Below are 20,114 nucleotides of genomic sequence, written 5' to 3' on the forward strand. Positions count from 1 at the left end.
ATATAAGACGATTTGATACTTAGCTTACTGGGCCAGTATCGAAAAACCAGGCACGCCGTCGATACCGCTCGTTCTCAGCATCCCCCGGAGAGGCTGGGTCGACTCGGCAGACGTCAGGCGACAATCTCCTCTGGGGACGGACGTGCCGTCTCGTCGTACTCGGTCAGTGTCAGCCCCCGGCTGTTGGCCTCCTCCATGCTCTGTTCGATCTCCTCGAAGACCTCCTCGTCGGCCTTCTCGAGATAGACGGTGAGGCCGTCACAGTCGCTCACGTGGACCATGATGTTCGGGAGCGCACGCAGTGCCTCTTGGCGCTCCTCCTCCGTCAGCGACTCCTGACTCGTCAACTCCGCGAGCGTCTCCGCAGCCTCGATTGCCTCGTCGTGTTCGGCGACGAGTTCCTTCACCTTCTCCTCGCCGAAGAACGGAATCAGCGCGGGGTACAGCGCATCCTCTTCGTACTGGAAGTGCGGTCCGGCGGCCTCGTTGATCTCCTCGACGAGCGTCTCTGCGCGGTCGAGGTCCCCCTCTTCGATCGCGTCCGAGAGTTCGAGACACTTGTCCCTGGTCTGGCGGTGCTCCTCCTGGAACTGCTCGATAACTCGCTGTTCGACCGAACTCATACGCATCGTAACAGTAGTCCCGAACCACAATAGGTCGCGTGTCGAACATTTTCGGCACGGCGGTCAGGTCGTCTCGACCGGGCCGCCGTAGTCCGCCCAGTTGTCGATTCCACCCTCGTAAAACGCGACATCGTCGTGACCGAGATGGCGCAACACGACGTAGAGGAAACTGAGCCGACGTGCGGTGTTACAGTACAGCCGAACCGGTCGATCCAGCGGGATCCCCTCGGCTGTGAGGACGCTCCGGAGTTCGTCAGCAGGGAGCAGCGCCCGGTCCGCTTCGTCGACGAGCGAGCGCCACTGGAAATTGATCGCGCCCGGAATGTGGACAGTGTCGTACTCGATGTCGTCACGAGTGTCGACGATCACGGCACTATCGAGTGCGTCTTCGAGTTCCTCCGCCGCGAGCAACGGGCTGTCTGCCGCCCGCTCACAGTCGTAGCTCCTCGGCGTGATGTCGGGTGGCTCCGCCGCTGTGGCGTGTTCTCGCTCCCAGCCGTCGATATCGGTGTGCAGGAGGTGCAAGCGGTCGGGGTCGTGTCCGAACACCTCGGCGGTGAGCAGAAACCGCGAGGCGTAGGTTCCGAATGTCCCGTCGTAGGCGACGATTACATCGTCGGACTCGATTCCGGCGCTGCCGAGCAGGTCCCCGAACGCCTTCGCTGTCGGGAGCTTCCCAGGTGTCTGCTCGCCCGGGTCCCGAAACGACTCGTAGGGGACGTTTACCGCTCCCGGAACGTGTTTCTCGTCGTACTCCCACTCGCGGCGAACGTCGACGACCGAGACGGCAGTTCTGTTCGCTTCGAGCCACTCCGTCGAGACGACTCGTCCGGCCATATCGGCCCTTCCCGATCCGGCGCCAAAGGTTCTCTCACGAACATTTCCGGCTCCGCTCGACGGCCGCCTCAGTCCTCGACGAACTCGACGCCGGTAATCTCGAACCGGGCGCCGCCGGTCGAACTCTCCGTCACGGCGACCTCCCAGCCGTGTGCGGTGGCGACCTGCTCGACGATACTCAGACCGAAGCCGGTGCCGTCGTCGCTCGTCGAGAACCCCGGTTCGAAGATGTTCTCGCGATCCTCGGGGTCGATTCCGGGCCCGTCGTCCTCGACGTAGAAGCCGTCCGCAAGCGGTCCGACGGTGATCGACACGCCCTCAGTCTCGCCCCCTGCGGTGGCTCCGGCACCCGACCGACCGTTCGGAGTGCCGTGTTCGACGCTGTTTCGGACCAGGTTCTCGAATAGCTGCTGGAGTCGGCTTTCGTCGGCTTCGAGTGTCCGGTCTTCGAGTACCGTCAGCCTCCCCCCGCGCGTGTCGACGTGTTGCCGACAGTGATCGACGAGGGATTCGAGCGTGACCGGGATCGTCTCGTCGACCGTTTCGCCTTCGAGCGCGAGATCCAGCAGGTCCTCGATCAACTGCTTCATTCGTCCGTGGGCCTGTTCGACCTCGCGGAGGTGGTCGCTGTCGCACTCGTCCATCGCCAACTCCAGGCGGAGCGACGCGACGTTCAGCGGATTGCGGAGGTCGTGGGAGACAATCGACGCGAACTGCTCTAGCTGCTCGTTTTTCGCCTCCAACTGCTCGGTCGTCTTCGAGCGTTCGAGTTCGTGGCTCGCCCACCGGCTCATCAGATCGACGAGCGTCTGCTCCCACTCCGAGAACTCCTGCGTCCGTGTCTCGGTGTCGTAGAAACAGAAGGTGCCGTAGACCTCGTCGTTGACGTGGACGGGCGCACCGATGTACGAGCAGATCCCCATTTCCTGATAGCCGGCGCGTTCGGTCTCCTCCGGCGCATCCTCGGCCACGTCACCGAGGACGACCGTCTCCTCCGTCTCGGCGACGCGCTCGCAGTTGGTGGCCTCCAGCGGGACCTGATCGCCCTGGTGGATCCGGTCGTCCTCGCCGGCGACAATCTCGAACAGATACTCGTCGCCGTGGATCTGTGAGAGCGTGCCGTACTGCGTTCCGAGCTCCCGACGACCTAAATCGAGCAGCGATCTGACCTGCTCCTCGAAGGTCTGTTCGCGGTCGGAGATGATCTCGTACATCTCCCGGAGGACTTCCTCCCGGGCCTTCCGCTCGGTCACGTCCTTGACGGCCCCGCGGAGCGTCGTCACCTCGCCGTCCTCGACTGTCGGGGTCCCCTGTACGTGCAACCAGCGAAGCTCTCCGTCCGAGCGCTCGAACCGGACCTCGACATCGAAGGGCTCGCCGGTCTCGAGCGCTCGGTTGACGGCCTCTTCGACGACTTGCTTGTCGGAACCGTAGTACACCTCAAGCGCGTCCTCCAGCGGCGGCTCTTCGGATCCTTCCCTGCCGATGATCTCGAACAGGTGATCCGTCCAGAACACCTCCATCGTCTCGGTATCGATCTCCCACCCGCCGACGTCCGCGATCCGCTCCGTCTGGTCCAGCAGGTCCCGTGTCCGTTCGAGTTCCCGCTCCCGCTCGGTCCGGTCGGTGATATCTCGGACCGTACAGACGAGTTCCCCGTTGTCGGTCAACGCGAGGACGTGATCCTCGACGAAGGTAGTTCCGTCGGCCCGGAGTCCGGTCGTCGTTCCCTCCCAGTAGCCCTGCCGTTCGACGGTTTCGAGCACACTGTCTCGGATCTCCGCGACGTCTTCGTCCTGATACACCAACTCCCAGTGTTCGCCGTGCATCTCCTCCCGGGTGTAGCCGTAGAGATCCGCGTACGCCTCGTTGACGTAAATGTACTGACCGTCGCTGTCGAGGATGCTGATGCCCTCCTGGGCGCTCTCGATTGCGTCTAGCTGTCGGCGCCGTTCGCGCTCTGCCCGCTGGGCCTCGACGGCGTTTCTGATCTTGTTCGCCACCATCACAGACTGATCGGTCCCCGGCTCCTTCCGGAGGTAATCGGTCACGCCGGCAGAAATCGCCTCGCTGGCCACCTGTTCCGATCCGTTCTCGGTGTAGAGCACGAACGGGAGGTCGCCGTGGTCGTCCCGGACGGACGTGAGAAACTCGATTCCTGTCCGGTCGGGGAGATCGTACTCCGCGATGATACAGTCGATCGGCTCTGCGGCAAGTGCCGCCAACCCGTCAGCGACGGTGCGCTCGCTGCGGACCGTGATACGTTCCTCCGCCGCTTCGAGGGAGTCCGACAGCCGTCGAGTCGCGTCTGGTTCGTCGACGTAGAGTACGTCAATCTGACCACCTGTTCCGTTCATCTCTCAAAACTCCATACCCCACAAATGGCTGGTGTAAACTTAAGATGTGCCCCAAGTCGTGGGATTCGGCCGGCTTCGAACCGTCGGACGGTCTGCCGGTCCGGATTCGCTGCTCGGGCCGGTAGTTCAGCCTTCCGGCGGATCCGTGCGGGGCAGTGACAGTAAGCACTCACTTTTTTACCGTCCATCACGAACTAGCAGAACGATGGTAGGACACAACGGACTGAAACTGCGGATGATGGTCGCGGGGTCCATCCTCTTCGGATTCTACGCGGCTGTCGCCGCAGTAGTAATGGCGATGTTCGGAACGGGAACATCCGTCCTCGCCCTCCTGTTGGTCGGTAGCCTCGCCTTCGTCGGTTTCCAGTATAAGTTCGGGAAGTGGATGGCGATCCGAAGCGTCGGCGCGGAGGATATGCCCGAGCAGAGCCAGGGCAGATACGATTACAGCCGCATCCACCAGTCGACAGAACAGCTCTGCCGGGAGATGGATATCGAGAAGCCGCGCCTGATGGTCGCCGAGATGGGCGTTCCGAACGCCTTCGCCGTCGGCCGGAAAGGGTCCGGAACCGTCGTGATCTCGAAAGAGATCATTCAACTGCTCGATCACGACGAACTCGAAGGCGTCATCGCCCACGAACTCTCGCACATCAAAAACCGCGACGTCGTCATCATGGTCCTCGGCCAGTCGATCGCCTCGATGGTCGGGATCATCGCCCAGTGGGCGGTGATCCTCGGCGGCGAGCGCAACATCGGCACCTACATCTTCGCGATGTTCGTCGGCACCATCGCTCAGATGATCGTGATGATCTTCGTGATGGCTATCTCCCGATACCGGGAGTACGTCGCCGACGAAGACGCCGCGACCTACACCCGCAATCCCGACGCCATGGCCCGGGCGCTGGAGAAGATTAGCTCCGGCGCACAGGGCAGAGAGATGAAAGGCGAGGAGACGGTCAACGCGCTCTGTATCTTCGGTTCCAGCGGGAGCACGCTCCAGAAGATCTTCTCGACGCACCCGCCGACGGAGAAGCGAATCGAGCGCCTCCGTTCACAGACGGTCGGCTACTGAGGTCGCCGGGTCCCCGCGCTCTGTCGCAGCCGCTGCCGTTTTTGCGCTGGCCGCCGGACAGACAGCCGATGGAGATCTGTGTGTTCGGCGCCGGCAGCCTCGGCACGCTCGTCGGCGGCCGTCTCGCCGAGGAGCACAGCGTCACCCTGGTCGGCCGCGACCCCCACGTCTCCGCGATCGAGGCGGGGGGCGTCCGAATCAGCGGCGCAATCGAAGCCACGACGTATCCCGCCGCAGCCACGACGCCCCCGGAGGCGGCGGATCTCGCCGTCGTGACGGTCAAAAGCTTCGATACGCCCGCGGCCGCCGAGGCACTCGCGGACTGTTCACTCGACGCCGTGCTCTCTCTGCAGAACGGGCTGGGCAACGAGGAGACGCTCGCCGCGGGTCTCGAGGCTCCGGTCCTCGCGGCGACGTGCACCTACGGTGCACGCCGCGGCGACCCCGGAACGGTCGAATGTACCGGGATCGGCGAGATCACGATCGGCACCCCCGACGGCGGTCCGTCTTCGCTCGCAGAGGAGGTTGTCGCGGCCTTCTCTGCCGCGGGACTGGTCACGGAGTACTCGACGGCGATGCCCGAGCAACTCTGGCTGAAACTGGCGGTCAACGCCGGCATCAACGCCACGACCGCCCTCGCTCGCGTCCCCAACGGGGCGTTGCTCGACGGGCCCGCCGACACGGTCGCCGCCGAAGCCGCCCGGGAAACCGCACGGGTAGCCCGTAAACGCGGCGTCGACATCTCCGAGGAGGCCGCCGTCCGGCGAACCCGAGAGGTCGCTGAGGCGACCGCTGCGAACACCTCCTCCATGCAGCAAGACGTTCGCGCCGCCGCCCGGACGGAGATCGACGCGATCAACGGCTACGTCGCGGAGACCGCGGAGAAGACGCCCGTCCCGGTCAACGAGACGCTGGCGGCGCTGATCAGGGCGTGGGAACACGAGCGGGGCCTTCGGTCGTGAGCGGTCGCTGTCGACGGCCGAAAACAGCGTCCAACGGACAGAGTTAGAACGGGGCCTCGGGGCCTTCGTCGCTGTCGGAGTCGCCGGTACCGCCGCCGGGGAAGGAGGGCTCCATACCGCCTGCACCTCCGGCCATCCCTTCGTTTCCGCCCATGCCGGTGTCGGCGTGGACCTCTTCGATCTCGGGGATCTCCTTCGTCATCCGGGTCTTGATGGCCTGGATCGTCATCGGCGAGATGCCGCAGCCGGAACAGGCGCCGCCGAGCTGGATCGACACCGTACCCTCCTCGCGGTCGAGATCCTGAATCGCCGCGCTGCCGCCGTGCATCTGGATCTGCGGGAAGTTCCGCCGCAGGAAGTTCGTGATCCGCTCGCGGAGTTCGTCCTCGGGATCCTGATCCTCAGTCTCAGTGCTCATTGTGCATCCGGCTACGTCTCGGGTGGGCTTAGGCTTTGGGTCTCACACGTTCGCGGCTCAGTCCCCGAAGCCGAACACCGACCGCAGTTCCGCCTCGATCTCGTCCTCGTACCGGTCCATGATCGCCGCCAGTTTCTCGTCGTCGACGATCACGCCGGAGAGTCGGTCGTCGATATCTTCGGGGAGATCGATCCGAAACTCCCCGTCCCCCTCGTAGAACGGCTCGCTCTCGGCGAGCACCTGCTGATCGATGGCGTGGATCAGTTCGGAGTCGTACTGGTCGTTCATCGTCTCGAAGGCCTGCTTGTACGCCCGCTGTAGCTCCGGAAAGTAGTGCTGGTATTTGTCCTCGAATTTCTCTGGATCGAACTCGGCCATGACCGTGGCTTTGCCCCCGACGGGCAAATCCTTGCTGTTTCGCCCGCCGTGGCGGCCGCACGCCGAACGGGTCCTATCCGGCCTGTGTCGGGCGGTTTGCCGGGGCTGTTATAAATACGTAACTATAGCCATAACAACATATAGGCCGTTTATGCTCCCTTGTCCTACTGTCTCATGAGAGACGCTGACTCGACACAGAGGGAAGGGGAACCGACGACAATCAACCGACGTACACTGCTGAAGGGGGTCGGCGCGGCGGCGCTCGCCGGCACCGGCGCGGCCGCGTTCTCCGGGACGGCCGCCGCTGCACAGACGGATCTCCAGATCATCGAAGTCGACGATAGCCTTTTCGGCTGGTACGCCGACGGCTCGCTGCCGGTCGTCGACGAGTTGTTCGTCTTCATCCACGGCTGGTTCGGCAATTCGACCGTCGAGAGCCAGGCCAACGACGTGCTCACGTCCGTCGAGAACGCGGGTTACAATCCCGACGCCGCCGTCGCAATCGAGTGGCCGGCGTCGAATCTCAACTACTTCGAGTCCGAGGGCGACACCGAAGAGGTCGCGGAGGTCACCGCGGACCTGATCGAGGAGTTCTACGATTCCGGCGGCGGCAGCGTTCGGCTGACGGGCCACTCGCTGGGGGGACGGACGGTCTGCTGGATCCCGACCAAGATCCGCGACAGCTCCGACATCGAGACCATCGCCGCGCTCGGCGCGGCCGCGGACGGCTCGAACGTCTGCGACGGGATCTGGACCGAGGGGATCGCCGAGAACGCCAACGTGTTCCGCAACATCCACTCGCTCAACGACGATGTCGTCGGGAGCGCGTACGGCGGTTCCGGCGACACGGCGCTGGGCACCGAGGGCGCTGGCTGTGACGGGCCCGCCGGCTACGCGGATGTCGACGTGACGAGCTCCGTCGGCGGCCACCTCGAATACCTCGGTGACTCGCTGACCGGCCAGAAGATTGCGCAGGCGATCGACAACAGCTAGTAATCCGTCGATCCGGTCGTCTGCGGCGGCCTCGGTCCCGAAGCCTCACCCGATCTGCGACGCGACGAGTTCGTCTGCTCGCTCGACGAACGCCTCTCGTCTGTCGTCTGGAATCGTCGCCCCGGCAGCGATATCGTGACCGCCGCCGTCACCGCCGACCGCTCGGGAGGCTTCGCTCATCACGACCGAGAGATCTAGTCCCCGTCCGACCAGCGGTCCCGTGCCGCGGGCGGACACCTTCAGTTCCTCCTCGTTTTTCCGGGCGAAGGCGACGATCGGACGGTCGCTATCGACGCCGTCCACTCCGAGCGCCATCCCGGCGACGATACCGACGATTGTCTCGCGGATCTCCTCGCCGGCGTCGAAATACTGCAGGTGCTCGGCCGTCTCGACGCCCTGTCGTTTGACCTGCTCCAGCCCCTCCGAGAGATTCCTGCGGTGGGTTTCGAGCAACCGCCGCGCCTGCTCGAAGGGTTCGCCCCGCTCGCCGAGACAGACCGCCAGCCCGACATCGGCGCGTTCGTACCGGGCGGTCGCGTTCAGAAGCGTCGAAAACTCGCTCGCGTCCCGCAGACTCGTCCCCGGTCGTTCGTCGGTCAGCGTGTAGGTCGTTCCGACCAGCCGCTCGGCCTTGTTCGGCGGGACACCGCGTTCGAGCGCCCGCTGTAACAGGGCGCTGACGACGGTCTGTTTCTCGTCGTCGGTCAGATCGACCCACCGCCGCCACTCGCCGTCGCCATCCGGTGTCTTGAGATCGACCGGTAGCTCTTCGAGGAAGCCGACTGCGCCCTGTTCGTTGTTGGTGATCCCCGGAATCCGCACGTCGGTCGCGTATTCGAGCAACTTCGGAAGCGGCCGCGTCTGCTTGCCGTAGATGGCGATATCCTGTCCCTCTTCGAGGACGCCCGCCTCGGAGCCCTCCTCGACGAGCGCCCGGTTCGCGCCGACGAGTTCGCCGTCGACCGCCTGCATGTCTCCGACCGCGCCGACGACCGCGAGCGCGGCCAGGTCGCGGTTGTCCTCTCTCTGGCCGGACCGCTCGGCCATCGCCCGCGCGAGGAGGTAGCTCGCTCCGGCGCCGGAAAGCTCCGAGGCCCCGTCGATCCCCTCCAGCAAGGGGTTGAGGTGATACTCGGTCTCGGCGTCGGCGGGCTGGTGGTGATCCGCGATCACCGCCTCGAAGTCGCCGGCCCGCTCGTGTTTCGCGATGTCGTCCAACTGTCCGCTCCCGAAGTCCGTAAAGAGCACCGTCTCGAACTCCCGGGCGGCGATACTCGCAATCTCCGTCTCGTCCAACTGTTTTTTGAACACGACTTCGTGGTCGAGTCCGGCTCGTTCGAGCGCCCGCGAGGCAATCGCGGCGCTGGTCAGGCCGTCGGCGTCGATATGTGAGGCCAACAGCACGCGGTCGCTGTCGAGCAGGCGACTCGCACAGGCCCGTGCGCGCTCGTCGAGTTCCGGAACCGGCATTACCCGAGGTTGGGTCGGCATCGCTCTTAAGCTTCCGGCTCCCGGCCGAGGAACCACTCGACGGCCCGCAGAAATCCGTCACCGAACGTGGCGGACGTGACGCGGTCAGCCGCCGCTTTCGCGTCCTCGTCGGCGTTGCCGACCGCGACGCTTCGCCCGGCAACCTCGAACGTCGACACGTCGTTCGTCGAGTCTCCGACCGCCAGACACTCCTCCGGGGACACTCCGAGATCGTCGCTGATTGCTTCGAGTGCCCGCCCCTTGCTCTGGTCGGGGGACTTGACGTGGTAGGCGTAGCCGGTGTCGACGACGACCAGCCCGTGCTCGGCCGCGATACTCTCCAGCGGGTCCAGCGGCGAGTCCCGGCTGACCGCAATCTCGGTCTCGCGCCAGCGATTGACGAGGTCAGTCTCGCCCCAGCCGAGGCTGTACCCCCGATCGCGGTACTCCTCGACGACGGCCGTCGCCGCCTCCGGATCGCCGGTGAACCGGACCGGGTGGTCGTAACCCGCCAGCGCGACGCCGCCGTTTTCGGCGATGACGTTCGGCTCCAGACCGGCAAACTCCGCGAGCGCCACGGGGTAGGGCATCGCCTTCCCGGTTGCGATGACGACCGCCTCCGGCCAGGCCCGCAGGACCGGCAGGACGCGCGGGTCCAGCGCCCGCTGGTCGTCGGTGAGCGTCCCGTCGATGTCCGCGACCAGCGGACCGAGCGTCTCGGGCAGCCCTGCGGCGAGTTCTAGCGTCTCCTGAAAATCCATACCTCCCGTTGTTCGGCGGCGGTCTTTTCGGTATCGACTCTCAGCCGAGATCGAGTCGCCGGAAGCGGAGATAGCCGACGGTGACGGGCACGATCACCCAGACCACGAGCACGACGATCCCGAGCCAGTTCTGGAGAAAGACGGCGTCCGGCTCCGGGTATCTCGTTATCTCGGCGAACTCGGGGATGAGTCCCCTGGCGGCGTAGCCGAAGGCGTTTGCGGGGTTCAACAGGCCGACGAACTCGATCCAGTTCGGCAGGCCGCCCTCCGGGAGTTCCGAACCGACGGTCGCCAGTTGTAACACGAGAAGGAACACGTTCCAGAACAGCAGAAACAGGCCGTACAGCCCGACCATCACCGCCAGCGCGGCCGTCCGTGATCGGAGAAACACCGACAGCCCGATCCCCACACTGACGTAGACCGCTCCGTACAGGAGCGTCAACAGCGTATACAGCCCGAATATTCGGAGCGAGAAGGCGTCGTAGCCGACGACCGCGATCACGGCGGCCGTCCCGTATCCGACCGCGACAGCGCCACACAGAACAGCCACCCGACCCAACAGTTTCCCGAAGACGAAATCCCGCCTGCTGTGTGGCAGCGCGAGCATGAGCTTGAAACTCCCGCTCGCCCGGTCGTCGACGACGGCCGCGTACCCGAGCATCAGCCCGATCAACGGGACGAAGTACACCGCCGACTGCTGCATGCTGTTCATCATCGCCAGCGTGCTGGTCGAGAGTTCGCTGTCGCGGTATATATTCGGCACCCACTGAATCCCGGCGAGAAACCCGGCCCAGAGGACGAACAGTGCAGTCGTCGCTGCCAGCGTGTACGACCGCCGGGTGTCCAGAAACTCCTTTTTCGTGACTGCCCAGAGACTCACTCCTGTCCGATACTTCTCAACGAACGAATATATCTGCGTCGGCGCGTTTCTCACGCTGAAACGGCGTAGAGGAGTTGCCGCACCGCCGGATGCGAGCGGCCACAAAGGTCTTCGGTGTGTCCGCGGTAGCTACTCACGTGCTCGCACTGTTCGTCGGTCCGCTCGGCCTCCTGCTCTCGGCGCTGGTGACGATACTGCTGATTCTCGTCGTGTTGCGGATCGTGTTCGCGCTGGCGTGGCGACTGGTCGTCGTCGTCGCGGTCGTTCTCGCGATTCTCTGGCTGCTCGGTGCGGTCGGAATCGGGACGCCGGGACCGCCGTTCTGACAACCGCCCGCGCTCAGTACTCCCGCTCGATGAGATAGTCCGCGATGTCGTCGAGCAGGTCGTGCGCTTCGTTGTCGGGCAGGGTTTCGAGGTGTGATTTCCCGCTATCGACCAGCCGTTGAGCCGTCGAGCGGGCGTACTCGATACTGCCGACCTCCTCCAGTGTTGCGACCGCCTCGTCGATTTCGGCCTCGGTCACGTCCTCGACCGTCTCCGCAGTGACGAGGTCGTCGACATCGACGCCGTGGTCGCGGGCGTGGACGGTGATGATCGTCCGCTTACCCTCGACGAGGTCGCTGCCTCGCTGTTTGCCCAGTTTCTCGGTCGGCGTCGTCAGGTCCAGCAGGTCGTCCTGGATCTGGAACGCCCGGCCAACGTCGAGTCCGTAGCTGTGTAGCGGTTCGACGGCGTCGTCGTAGCCCATGAGAACCGCCGGGATACTCGCCGCCGCGGCGTACAGCACCGCCGTCTTCAGTTCCACCATCCCGAGGTACTCGTCCGGCGTCACGGCCGCCCGCTTCTCGAACTCGATGTCCAGCGACTGCCCTTCACAGATCTCCGTGCAGGTCGTCGCCAACTCCGAGAGCGCTCGCACGGAGCGGTCGGCCGACGCGCCCGTTTCGAGCATGTTCTCGAAGGCCTTGGAGTACAGCGTGTCACCGGCGAGAATCGCCGTCGAGAGATCGTACTCCTGGTGGACCGCTGGGACGCCACGGCGCATGTCGTCGTCGTCCATGATGTCGTCGTGGATCAGCGTGAACGACTGGATGATCTCGATGCTCACCGCGGCGGCCATCACGTCGACCGCGCCGCCGTCGGCGGCGGGAAACGCCCGGTAGTCCTCGGACTCCGGCTCGACGTCTGCGAGCGCCTCCGCGGCGAGCAGGAGGATCGTCGGGCGAAGCCGTTTCCCGCCGGCTTCGAGGAGATACCGGGACGCCTCGTAGAGCCGCTGTGGCTCGTCGATGGGCAGATCCTCCTCGATTGCGTCGTTGACGAGTCGTCGTCGCCGTTCGAGCGCGGCCTCGACTGCCTGCTGACGGGACATGATCACTCGACCAGCGTGATCAGGTTCCCGTTCCGTGTGACGTGCAGGTCACGACCCATCTTGTAGCCCTGGTTCTCGGCGAGGTTGACGTAGTCCGAGAAGCCGCTCATGTCCTGGTGGGCCGGGATGACGTTCTGTGGCTGCAGCGCCTGCAGCATCTCGTAGTGCCCTTCGCGGTTCAGGTGTCCGGAGACGTGGATGTCATCGTAGATGCGTGCGCCCTGCATGCCGAGCAGTCGCTCTGACTGGTAGCGCTGGCCCTCGTTCATCGGCTCCGGAATCACGCGCGCGGAGAACAGCACTTTGTCACCGTCGTCCAGTTCGTACGGCGTCTCGCCGCGACCCATCCGCGTGAGCATCGCTCGCGGCTCACCCTGGTGGCCGGTGACGATGGGCAGGAAGTTCTCCTTGCCCTCGTTCATGACTCGCTTGAACGTCCGGTCGACGGACTTGCGGTGGCCGTACATGCCCAGATCCTCCGGGAAGTCGACGAAGTCCAGTCGCTCGGCGGTGCCGGAGTACTTCTCCATCGACCGCCCCAGAAGCACCGGCTGGCGACCGATGTCGTCGGCGAACTCGACCAGCGACTTCACGCGCGCGATGTGACTGGAGAACGTCGTGGCGACGATTCCGCCGTCGTAGTCCTCGATGCTGTACATCACGTCCTTGAGGTGGCGTCGCGCGACCGACTCCGAGGGCGTGCGACCCTTCTTGCCGGCGTTCGTACAGTCCTCGATGTAACAGAGGACACCGTTGTCCTCGCGACCGATCTCGCGGAACCGCTCCATGTCGATGGGGTCGCCGATGACCGGCGTGTGGTCCATCCGTTTGTCCAGCCCGTAGACGATTGCCCCCTCCGGCGTGTGCAGGACGGGGTTGATCGCGTCGATGATCGAGTGGGTGACGTTGACGAACTCGAGTTCGTTTCGCTCGCCGATACTCATCGTCTCGCCGGCTTCCATCTTCACGAGGTCGTTCTGGACGCCGAACTTCTCCTCGCCCTGAATCTGCTGTTTGACCAGCTCGATCGTGTACGGCGTCGCCACAATCGGCGCGTCGTATCGGTGCGCGAGTTTCGAGATGGCACCGATGTGATCGAGGTGGCCGTGTGTCGGCACGATGGCCTTCACGTCGCCTTCCAACTCGGACATGATCCGATCGTCCGGGATCGCACCCATGTCGATCAGATCCAGCGAGTGCATCCGCTCTGTTTCCACGTTGTCGTGGATCAGTACCTTCGAGAGGTTCAGGCCCATGTCGAAGACGACGACGTCGTCGCCCGCCCGCACTGCCGTCATCTGTCGCCCGACCTCTTCGTATCCGCCAATCGTTGCGATTTCGATTTCCATAGTGATCACGCCGAGGCGCTCGCCACGCCCGGACGAACCGGCAACCACAGCACGGCCAACTAATCGGCCGGCGAGTGGTCCCGACGCTGTCGGTCGGCCGCCGTCGGACGGACGGCCCGTTGCCGAGTCCGTCGTCAGTGGCGGCACGCCGGTCGCCCGTCGTTCCCGTGGCGACCGTTCGCTCGGATACGCGGAAGTCGTACCGCAAGCCTAAAAAGAACGTCGGTTGGTCCTTCGTTACTCCTCGTCGAAATTATCGGCCAGCGGATCAGTGTCCGCGCTTCCGGCGGTTTCGGCGTCTTCACGGGACTGTTCCGGCCCTTCGTCGATACCGTCACCGCCCGCTCCGTCTTCGGGTTCGCTGCTCCCGAAGACGATCTCCTCCGCAGTCTGTTCGCGGCCGGCGTCGTCGTTCTCCTCGGCTTCTACCGGCCGAGCGGGCTCCGTCGGTTCGGCCGCCGAACTCTCCATCGGGGGCTGTTCGCCGGCGGCCGGACTCGGCTGTTGGTCGGGTTCGGTCGGCGGCTGGCGACTCTCGGCGTCGGCCTCCGTCCGTGTCGGCTCGCGTTCGACCGGCTCGGCCGTCAGGCTCTGCTGGTCCGGCGTCTGCTCGTCGTCACCTGGTTCCGGGGCTTGCTCGGTCCCGCTCCCGGCAGCCTCGATGTCGACGCTCATCTCCGTCGACCCTCTCGCGACGCCGTCGGCGATTAGCTTGTGAACGATTGCGAAGTGGCCGATGACGAGTACGCTGGTCCCGAGCACGCCGAGCACGGCCCCGCCGGCGAAGATGGCGACATCCGGATCGCTCGGGAGGTCCCACCCGACCATCTCGGATTCGATGAGCGCGGCGCCGAGGCCCAGGCCGCCCCCACCGACGATGACGACGGCGAGAAAGAGCACGAACAGTCGAGCGCCGTATTTGAAACTCTCCGCGAACGATGTCGTAGCCATACCGTGGCAATTGTCTGAAACCCGTAAATGCATTTCGGCGTCACACCGCTCCCGGTGCGGGCGGGTTCACCTGACGACTGTCCCCGCGCGTCCGGTGTCGAGAAACTCGCTCAGTCCGTCGGGATCGAATACCGAGGCGGGGGTGTCGAGTTCGAGCAACCGCTGTACCTTCGCCGCCATCCCGCCGGTCACGTCCGTCGACTCGCTCTCCCCGAGCACGTCCGCCACCGCCTCGAAGGATCTGATCTCGTCGATGACGGCACCGTCGTCGTCGAGCACTCCCGGCACCGTCGAGCAGAGTCCGACGCGGTCGGCGTCCAGCGACTCGGCGAGGGAGACGACGAGGGTATCGCCGCTGACGATGGTCCCCCCGTGACCGGCGTGTGCGATCACGTCGCCGTTGAGCACCGGTACGAACCCCTCCGCGAGCATGGTTCGGACGCTCCCGTCCGCGAGCGTAACGGTCCCGTCTTCGCCCCGAAAGCCCGCTGACAGCGGTCGCACCGGGAGCGGGTCGACGCCCCGGTCCGCGAGTGCGTCGAGGACGGCGTCGGTGAGCCGTCCCATCGCCCGGTGAATCGCGAGCAGTCCCTCACCATCGTGGCTCCCGTCAGCTCGGGTCACCCCGTGTGCGGCGGCGTGGTGATGGCCGAAACTCCCGCCGCCGTGGACGACGACAATCTCCCCGCCGCTGTCGACGTAGCCGGCGATTGCCTCGGCCGCGCGCCCGAGTTGCTCGTCGTCGACCGTCTCTGGTTCGTCCTTGTCGGTGATGACGCTGCCGCCGAGTTTGAGAATCGTCGTCATCGGTGTCCCTCGGTGTGGACGCCCTCGGCGTCGAGTTCCGCCCGCAGTGCCTGTTCACAGCCCGGGGTGTATTCGAGGGCGGTGATCGTCTCCGGGGAGTCGTCCAGCGCGACGATACACCCACCGCCCCCTGCGCCGGTTAGCTTCGCGCCGTCGGCACCCGCGTTTCGGGCCGCCCAGACCATCGCGTCCAGCGAGCGCGAGGAGACACCGAGCGCCGAGAGCAGGCCGTGGTTGAAGTTCATCAACTGACCGAGTTCCGCGACGTCGCCGTCGGCCAACGCCTGCTCGCCGCACCTGACGATGTCTCCGATGGCCTCGACCGTGTCGGCGGCGAACCCGTACTCCTCGCGCAGTTCGCGGACGCCCGCGACGAGCGCACCGGTATCGCCCGCCCCGCCGTCGTAGCCGATCACGAAGGGGAGGTCGGGTGTGCCGATCTGCCGGCAGTCCTCGCCCTCGACCCGGACGGCCCCGCCCATCGCCGAACAGAACGTGTCCGCACGGGACGCCTGCCCGTCCTGTACCTCGTTTTCCACCCGGTAGGCGCGCTCGGCGATCTCCTCGGGTGCGAGTTCGACGCCGAGTTCCCGCGTGCCGGCGTCGATAGCCGCGACGGCGACCGCCGCAGAGGAGCCGAGTCCCGCCCCCAGCGGAATCTCACTGTCGATCTGTACCTCGAAGCCGGCGTCCTCGACGCCCGCGGCGTCCTCGACCTGTGCGATGGCCTCGTTGACGTAGCCCATCGCCGCGTCGACCAGCGAATCGGACACGTCGATGTCCGGCCGACCCGAGGCGTCCCCGTCGTACTCGACGGTGAACCCGTCCAAGGAGAGGTCGTTCGCCTGCACGCGCAACCCGTCCTCTCGCTGCGTGACAGTAACCTCGGCCCGCAGTTCGATTGCACACGGCACCGCTGGCTCGCCGTAGACGACCGCGTGCTCCCCGAACAGATAGACCTTGCCGGGGGCGCTCGCTGTGACCATACCTGTCCCTGCGGCGGGGAGGCTGTTTTAGATGTCGGTTTCCTCGGTCGGGTACCACGCCAGGTCGTGGTCGGCGGTGATCGAGACCTCGACCGGTTGGCCGTGCTCGAAGACCTCGACGTGGTTGTGGAGACACCGCAGCGTCGTTCCATCCGTTAGCTCGACCCCGTAGACGAAGTTCGGCCCGTTGTACTGCCGGTGGACGACCTCGCCGTCGGCCGATCCGTCGGTGGCGGGGACGGCTTCCAGGTCGTCCGGCCGGACGAGAATGTCGATCTGCGCGCCGTCGTACGCGTCGACGGGGCCGTTTAGCTGTGCGGTCTCCAGTTGTTCGAGTTCGGTCTCGACGGTCTCCCCGCGGACCCGGCCGGTGAGGAAACTCGCGCGGCCGAGGAAACTCGCCACGAACCGCGACTCCGGATTCTCGAAGACGAGTTCCGGCTTGCCGACCTGTTCGAGGTGGCCGTCGCTCATGATCGCCACCCGGTCGGAGATAGACAGCGCCTCCTCCTGGTCGTGGGTGACCGAGATGGCCGTCACGCCGGCCTCCTTCAGAATCCGACGGACTTCCTGTCGCATGTCGATCCGCAGTCGAACGTCGAGGTTCGAGAACGGCTCGTCGAGCAGCAGGATGTCCGGCTCGGGAGCCAGCGACCGCGCGAGCGCGACGCGCTGTTGCTGGCCGCCCGAGAGCGCGTCCGGATACTTGTCCTCGTGTTCTTCCAGATCAACCAGTGCCAACAACTCCGCCAGCCGCTCCTGCTGGCGCTCCTGCTCCCAGTCGTCGATTCCGAAGGTGATGTTCTCCCCGACGGTCAGGTGGGGGAACAGCGCGAACTCCTGAAACACCAGCCCGACATCGCGCTCTTCCGGCGGCGTCGCGGTACTTCCGTCGGCAACCGTCTCTCCGCCGATCCGGATCGAGCCGGAACTGGGCTGTTCCAGGCCGGCGATCATCCGCAGCGTCGTCGTCTTGCCACAGCCCGACGGCCCCAGAAGCGTCAACAACTCGCCCTGGCCGACGGACAGCGAGAAGTCCTCGACGGCCGTCTCGATCCCGTACCTCCGGGTGAGTCCGTCGAGTTCCAGCACTGTCTCGGCGTCTGTCGTCTCCTCGCGCTCGTCGTGCCAGCCGATTGCGGGCTGACCCGTCTGCACGCGTTCGTCGAGTTTTTGTCCAGACATAGTCACTGAATCCTGCCCCGAGTCCGAACTCCCCGAACAGAGCAGTTCGGCAACGGGGGTCGGCGGCGCATTTTCTACCAACACTTTTTAGGCTAACCAAAAGTATCTATCGGTCTTTCCCACGCGCTGAATCACCGAAGAGCCTCGACGCCGGAGCCGACCACTCCCCTGGCCTGGAGGCACAACTGTGTCGTCTGGTAAACACGACTGGTTAACATCTTATGGGAGATTGCTCCCATCGTCTTCTCACGGTAAAATATGTGTCGGTATCAAATACAAAATTGGGGTAGCCATATTCATTACCCCCAGCAGTCATTCCTCCTGATATGAGCGCTGAACGTGCAGGTGACGGCTCCGTCCGGAGTCGTATCCGGAGTGTCTACGACGTTTTGCGTGGACGCTATCTCTTCAAGATCGGCGGGCTAGTTGTCGCGGTGACGGTGCTGTTGCTCGCTGCCAGCTACGTCGGCTACTCCCAGACTGCATCGACGGTCGAACAACAGGCGGAAGACGAGATGCTCTCTTCTGCCGAGCGCGAGGCTCAGGGCCTCGACAGCTACATCGCCAACATGAACAGCGATGTCGTCTCGATGTCGAGCAAGAGTGTCTACGCCGAAGGGTCGACAGAACAGATCAGGAACAACTTGATCCAGGACCTCTCGCTGTTCCCGGACTCGGCGCAGGCGGCCCATCTCTACGATATGAGTTCCGATACGATCGTCGTCAGTACGGACCCCTCACAGGAGGGGATCGTGATCAGCCGCCAGGACCGCGCCTGGGCCGTCGCCTCGGATCAGTTCGAGGGGCCGGCGGACGTTCGTTCGTTCGAGCCCTACCAGTACCAGGGGCGCCAGGAGATCGGGTTCGTCAGTCCGCTGCCCGACAACCCCGACAAGGCGATTGTCGTCACCGTCAGCCTCGAAGCCCGGAGCGAGCGACTGTCCTCTCCGATCGAGGGCGGGGTTATCGAAGTCGTCGCGAAGCGGTCCGGTCAGGTCGCGCTCGCGCCGGAACTCGATCAGATTCTCACGCGGTTTTTCCTCGCCGACCGGATCCAACCCCTCACCCAGTTAGCGGCCGGTGAATCCCGCGTCGAGACAGTCGCCGTCGGGGATACCGAGGTGATGCAGGCCGATTCCGCGCTGGTCACCACCGTCGCTCTCGAAAACAAAGACTGGGCCGTCGTCGTCGCCGCCCCGGAGAGCACCGTGTACGCCACCTCCAGGGATGTCGGTCAGAACCTGCTGTTTCTGATCGGACTCTCGGTCCTCGGACTGCTCGCCATCGGTGCCGTCGTCTCCCGGGACATCTCGAACTCTATCGAGACGATCTCGGGCTACGCCGAGGAGATCGAAAACGAGAACCTCGACGTCGAGATCGACCAGTCCCGGACAGACGAGTTCGGTGAACTGTCGGCTATCCTGGCCCGGATTCGGGACGCCCTGACCGAGCAGATCGCGGAGGCGGACAAGCGGGCCGCAGAGGCCGAACAGGCCCAACAGGAAGCCACGGAGGCGAAACAGCAGGCCCAGGAGGCCCGCGAGCGCGCCGAGCGGTTCAGCGAACAACTCCAGGAGGAGGCCGGCCGCTTCAGCACGCAGATGCAACGCGCCGCCGAGGGCGACCTCACACAGCGACTCGAAAGCCGGACCGACAGCGACGCGATGTCCGAGATTGCCAGTGCCTTCAACGACATGATGACCGATCTGGAGGAGACGATCAGGGATCTCCAGGCGTTCGCACAGGAAGTCGCGGCCGCAAGCGAACAGGCTAACGCCGGTGCCAGCGAGGTCAAACAGGCGAGTCAGGAGGTGAGCGAAGTGATCCAGAACATCGCCCACAGCGCCGACCAACAGCGGGACCGGCTGGAGGCTGTCTCCGAGGAGATGACGACGCTGTCGGCTACTATCGAGGAGGCGGCCTCGACGGCACAGACCGTCGCGCAGACCTCGGAGGAGACCGCAGCGGTCGCCGCGGAGGGCGAGACGACCGCCCAGGAGGCCATCGAGGAGATGGAGACGGTCCAGCAACGGATGGGTACGACCGTCGACAACGTCGAACGACTCGACGAACAGATGGACGAGATCGACGAGATCGTCGAGTTGATCGGCGATATCGCCGAGCAGACGAACATGCTCGCGCTGAACGCAAACATTGAAGCCGCCCGCGCCGGCGGTGCCGGGGACGGCGACGGCTTCGCGGTCGTCGCGGACGAGGTCAAGCAACTCGCGGAGGAGACTCAGGACTCCGCGAGCGACGTGGCGGCGCTGATCGAGGAGGTCCAACAGCAGACGACCACGACCGTCACGGAGATCCAGACCGCCGAACAGCAGGTCGAGCAGGCGACGGAGTCGGTCGAGGACGCGGCCGGCGCGTTCGTACGCGTCGCCGAAAACGTCGAGCAGACCGACGACGGGGTGCAGGAGATTTCACAGGCGACCGACGACCAGGCACAGAGCGCCGAGGAGGTCGTGACGATGGTCGACGAGGTCGCGGAACTCAGCGAATCGACCGCCGACGACACCGAGGACGTCTCCGCGGCCGCAGAGGAACAGGCGGCGTCGATGAGCCAGGTCACCGCAAACGTCGAGTCGCTCGCCGAGCAGGCGGAGCAACTCCAGGCGAACATCGACCGGTTCGAGGTCGGCGCTGCCGAGACGGCACCGCGGCCCCGCAGTGACGGCGGCTCCGAGGACGTCTGAGCCGGGGCA

Annotated in this window: 19 protein-coding genes; 5 read left to right on the forward strand and 14 right to left on the reverse strand. The window is 65.0% G+C overall.

Annotated elements, in window-relative coordinates; genetic code table 11:
* Positions 1–113: 113 nt before the first annotated feature.
* The 3 genes from GRX03_RS12080 to GRX03_RS12090 all read right to left on the reverse strand — a co-directional run bounded on the left by GRX03_RS12080 (position 114) and on the right by GRX03_RS12090 (position 3,817).
* Complete coding sequence (locus GRX03_RS12080; RefSeq protein ID WP_159764457.1) at positions 114–623, reverse strand: hemerythrin domain-containing protein; 510 nt, start codon at positions 621–623, stop codon at positions 114–116.
* Between the two features lie 63 nt (positions 624–686).
* On the reverse strand, positions 687–1,460 hold the full coding sequence (locus GRX03_RS12085) for a sulfurtransferase (RefSeq protein ID WP_159764458.1): 774 nt from the start codon (positions 1,458–1,460) through the stop codon (positions 687–689).
* 68 nt (positions 1,461–1,528) lie between these two features.
* Positions 1,529–3,817, reverse strand: a complete 2,289-nt coding sequence (locus tag GRX03_RS12090) for a PAS domain S-box protein (RefSeq protein ID WP_159764459.1) — start codon at positions 3,815–3,817, stop codon at positions 1,529–1,531.
* Positions 3,818–4,022: 205 nt separating this feature from the next.
* Between GRX03_RS12090 and GRX03_RS12095 the strand changes: the two genes are divergently transcribed.
* Both GRX03_RS12095 and GRX03_RS12100 read left to right on the forward strand, forming a co-directional pair.
* Complete coding sequence (locus GRX03_RS12095; RefSeq protein ID WP_233739931.1) at positions 4,023–4,889, forward strand: M48 family metallopeptidase; 867 nt, start codon at positions 4,023–4,025, stop codon at positions 4,887–4,889.
* 68 nt (positions 4,890–4,957) lie between these two features.
* The gene (locus GRX03_RS12100) at positions 4,958–5,851 is read left to right on the forward strand and encodes a ketopantoate reductase family protein (protein WP_159764460.1); all 894 of its coding nucleotides are present in this window, start codon (positions 4,958–4,960) and stop codon (positions 5,849–5,851) included.
* A 43-nt stretch (positions 5,852–5,894) separates the two neighbouring features.
* Here GRX03_RS12100 and GRX03_RS12105 read toward each other — a convergent pair whose 3' ends face one another.
* Both GRX03_RS12105 and GRX03_RS12110 read right to left on the reverse strand, forming a co-directional pair.
* Positions 5,895–6,269, reverse strand: a complete 375-nt coding sequence (locus GRX03_RS12105; protein ID WP_159764461.1) for a NifU family protein — start codon at positions 6,267–6,269, stop codon at positions 5,895–5,897.
* Between the two features lie 57 nt (positions 6,270–6,326).
* Positions 6,327–6,647, reverse strand: coding sequence for a DUF5783 family protein (locus tag GRX03_RS12110; RefSeq protein WP_159764462.1), 321 nt, complete (start codon positions 6,645–6,647; stop codon positions 6,327–6,329).
* A gap of 174 nt (positions 6,648–6,821) precedes the next feature.
* On the opposite strand from GRX03_RS12110, the gene GRX03_RS12115 reads away from it, so the two are divergent.
* Positions 6,822–7,640, forward strand: a complete 819-nt coding sequence (locus GRX03_RS12115; RefSeq protein ID WP_159764463.1) for an alpha/beta hydrolase — start codon at positions 6,822–6,824, stop codon at positions 7,638–7,640.
* Positions 7,641–7,685: 45 nt separating this feature from the next.
* Here GRX03_RS12115 and GRX03_RS12120 read toward each other — a convergent pair whose 3' ends face one another.
* Genes GRX03_RS12120 through GRX03_RS12130 form a run of 3 tightly spaced genes read right to left on the reverse strand, consistent with a single transcriptional unit; the run spans position 7,686 to position 10,751 of the window.
* Entirely contained in the window at positions 7,686–9,110 is a 1,425-nt protein-coding gene (locus GRX03_RS12120) for a single-stranded-DNA-specific exonuclease RecJ (protein ID WP_233739933.1), read from the reverse strand.
* 26 nt (positions 9,111–9,136) lie between these two features.
* On the reverse strand, positions 9,137–9,871 hold the full coding sequence (locus tag GRX03_RS12125; protein ID WP_159764465.1) for a phosphoglycolate phosphatase: 735 nt from the start codon (positions 9,869–9,871) through the stop codon (positions 9,137–9,139).
* Positions 9,872–9,911: 40 nt separating this feature from the next.
* Positions 9,912–10,751: an ABC transporter permease subunit gene (locus tag GRX03_RS12130; RefSeq protein WP_159764466.1), complete on the reverse strand. Its 840-nt coding sequence runs from the start codon at positions 10,749–10,751 to the stop codon at positions 9,912–9,914.
* Positions 10,752–10,840: 89 nt separating this feature from the next.
* Between GRX03_RS12130 and GRX03_RS12135 the strand changes: the two genes are divergently transcribed.
* A complete protein-coding gene (locus GRX03_RS12135; protein WP_159764467.1) occupies positions 10,841–11,077 on the forward strand; it encodes a hypothetical protein in 237 nt (78 codons plus the stop codon).
* A 13-nt stretch (positions 11,078–11,090) separates the two neighbouring features.
* Here the strand turns inward: GRX03_RS12135 and idsA3 are convergent, their stop codons facing one another.
* The 6 genes from idsA3 to GRX03_RS12165 all read right to left on the reverse strand — a co-directional run bounded on the left by idsA3 (position 11,091) and on the right by GRX03_RS12165 (position 17,403).
* Positions 11,091–12,125 carry a geranylfarnesyl diphosphate synthase gene (gene idsA3 / locus GRX03_RS12140; RefSeq protein WP_159764468.1) on the reverse strand — a complete coding sequence of 345 codons (1,035 nt, stop codon included), beginning with the start codon at positions 12,123–12,125 and terminating at the stop codon, positions 11,091–11,093.
* A 2-nt stretch (positions 12,126–12,127) separates the two neighbouring features.
* Complete coding sequence (locus tag GRX03_RS12145) at positions 12,128–13,474, reverse strand: RNase J family beta-CASP ribonuclease (protein WP_159764469.1); 1,347 nt, start codon at positions 13,472–13,474, stop codon at positions 12,128–12,130.
* Between the two features lie 237 nt (positions 13,475–13,711).
* Entirely contained in the window at positions 13,712–14,425 is a 714-nt protein-coding gene (locus tag GRX03_RS12150) for a hypothetical protein (RefSeq protein ID WP_159764470.1), read from the reverse strand.
* Between the two features lie 66 nt (positions 14,426–14,491).
* On the reverse strand, positions 14,492–15,232 hold the full coding sequence (locus GRX03_RS12155) for an isopentenyl phosphate kinase (protein ID WP_159764471.1): 741 nt from the start codon (positions 15,230–15,232) through the stop codon (positions 14,492–14,494).
* Positions 15,229–16,218 carry a mevalonate kinase gene (mvk, locus tag GRX03_RS12160; RefSeq protein ID WP_159764472.1) on the reverse strand — a complete coding sequence of 330 codons (990 nt, stop codon included), beginning with the start codon at positions 16,216–16,218 and terminating at the stop codon, positions 15,229–15,231. The genes GRX03_RS12155 and mvk overlap by 4 nt, the downstream gene beginning before the upstream one ends.
* A 27-nt stretch (positions 16,219–16,245) precedes the next feature.
* Positions 16,246–17,403 (reverse strand): ABC transporter ATP-binding protein, encoded by a 1,158-nt coding sequence (locus GRX03_RS12165; protein WP_159764473.1) that lies wholly within the window; start codon positions 17,401–17,403, stop codon positions 16,246–16,248.
* A 326-nt stretch (positions 17,404–17,729) separates the two neighbouring features.
* On the opposite strand from GRX03_RS12165, the gene GRX03_RS12170 reads away from it, so the two are divergent.
* Positions 17,730–20,105 (forward strand): methyl-accepting chemotaxis protein, encoded by a 2,376-nt coding sequence (locus GRX03_RS12170; protein WP_159764474.1) that lies wholly within the window; start codon positions 17,730–17,732, stop codon positions 20,103–20,105.
* Positions 20,106–20,114 lie beyond the last annotated feature (9 nt).

The sequence above is a fragment of the Halovenus carboxidivorans genome, assembly GCF_009831575.1.
Taxonomy (GTDB): domain Archaea; phylum Halobacteriota; class Halobacteria; order Halobacteriales; family Haloarculaceae; genus Halovenus; species Halovenus carboxidivorans.

Bases quoted from the DNA above. Each gene is read 5' to 3' on its own strand.
- GRX03_RS12080 (WP_159764457.1), bottom strand. From the start codon at position 623: ATGAGTTCGGTCGAACAGCGAGTTATCGAGCAGTTCCAGGAGGAGCAC.
- GRX03_RS12085 (WP_159764458.1), bottom strand. From the start codon at position 1,460: ATGGCCGGACGAGTCGTCTCGACGGAGTGGCTCGAAGCGAACAGAACT.
- GRX03_RS12090 (WP_159764459.1), bottom strand. From the start codon at position 3,817: ATGAACGGAACAGGTGGTCAGATTGACGTACTCTACGTCGACGAACCA.
- GRX03_RS12095 (WP_233739931.1), top strand. From the start codon at position 4,023: ATGGTAGGACACAACGGACTGAAACTGCGGATGATGGTCGCGGGGTCC.
- GRX03_RS12100 (WP_159764460.1), top strand. From the start codon at position 4,958: ATGGAGATCTGTGTGTTCGGCGCCGGCAGCCTCGGCACGCTCGTCGGC.
- GRX03_RS12105 (WP_159764461.1), bottom strand. From the start codon at position 6,269: ATGAGCACTGAGACTGAGGATCAGGATCCCGAGGACGAACTCCGCGAG.
- GRX03_RS12110 (WP_159764462.1), bottom strand. From the start codon at position 6,647: ATGGCCGAGTTCGATCCAGAGAAATTCGAGGACAAATACCAGCACTAC.
- GRX03_RS12115 (WP_159764463.1), top strand. From the start codon at position 6,822: ATGAGAGACGCTGACTCGACACAGAGGGAAGGGGAACCGACGACAATC.
- GRX03_RS12120 (WP_233739933.1), bottom strand. From the start codon at position 9,110: ATGCCGGTTCCGGAACTCGACGAGCGCGCACGGGCCTGTGCGAGTCGC.
- GRX03_RS12125 (WP_159764465.1), bottom strand. From the start codon at position 9,871: ATGGATTTTCAGGAGACGCTAGAACTCGCCGCAGGGCTGCCCGAGACG.
- GRX03_RS12135 (WP_159764467.1), top strand. From the start codon at position 10,841: ATGCGAGCGGCCACAAAGGTCTTCGGTGTGTCCGCGGTAGCTACTCAC.
- idsA3 (WP_159764468.1), bottom strand. From the start codon at position 12,125: ATGTCCCGTCAGCAGGCAGTCGAGGCCGCGCTCGAACGGCGACGACGA.
- GRX03_RS12145 (WP_159764469.1), bottom strand. From the start codon at position 13,474: ATGGAAATCGAAATCGCAACGATTGGCGGATACGAAGAGGTCGGGCGA.
- GRX03_RS12150 (WP_159764470.1), bottom strand. From the start codon at position 14,425: ATGGCTACGACATCGTTCGCGGAGAGTTTCAAATACGGCGCTCGACTG.
- GRX03_RS12155 (WP_159764471.1), bottom strand. From the start codon at position 15,232: ATGACGACGATTCTCAAACTCGGCGGCAGCGTCATCACCGACAAGGAC.
- mvk (WP_159764472.1), bottom strand. From the start codon at position 16,218: ATGGTCACAGCGAGCGCCCCCGGCAAGGTCTATCTGTTCGGGGAGCAC.
- GRX03_RS12165 (WP_159764473.1), bottom strand. From the start codon at position 17,403: ATGTCTGGACAAAAACTCGACGAACGCGTGCAGACGGGTCAGCCCGCA.
- GRX03_RS12170 (WP_159764474.1), top strand. From the start codon at position 17,730: ATGAGCGCTGAACGTGCAGGTGACGGCTCCGTCCGGAGTCGTATCCGG.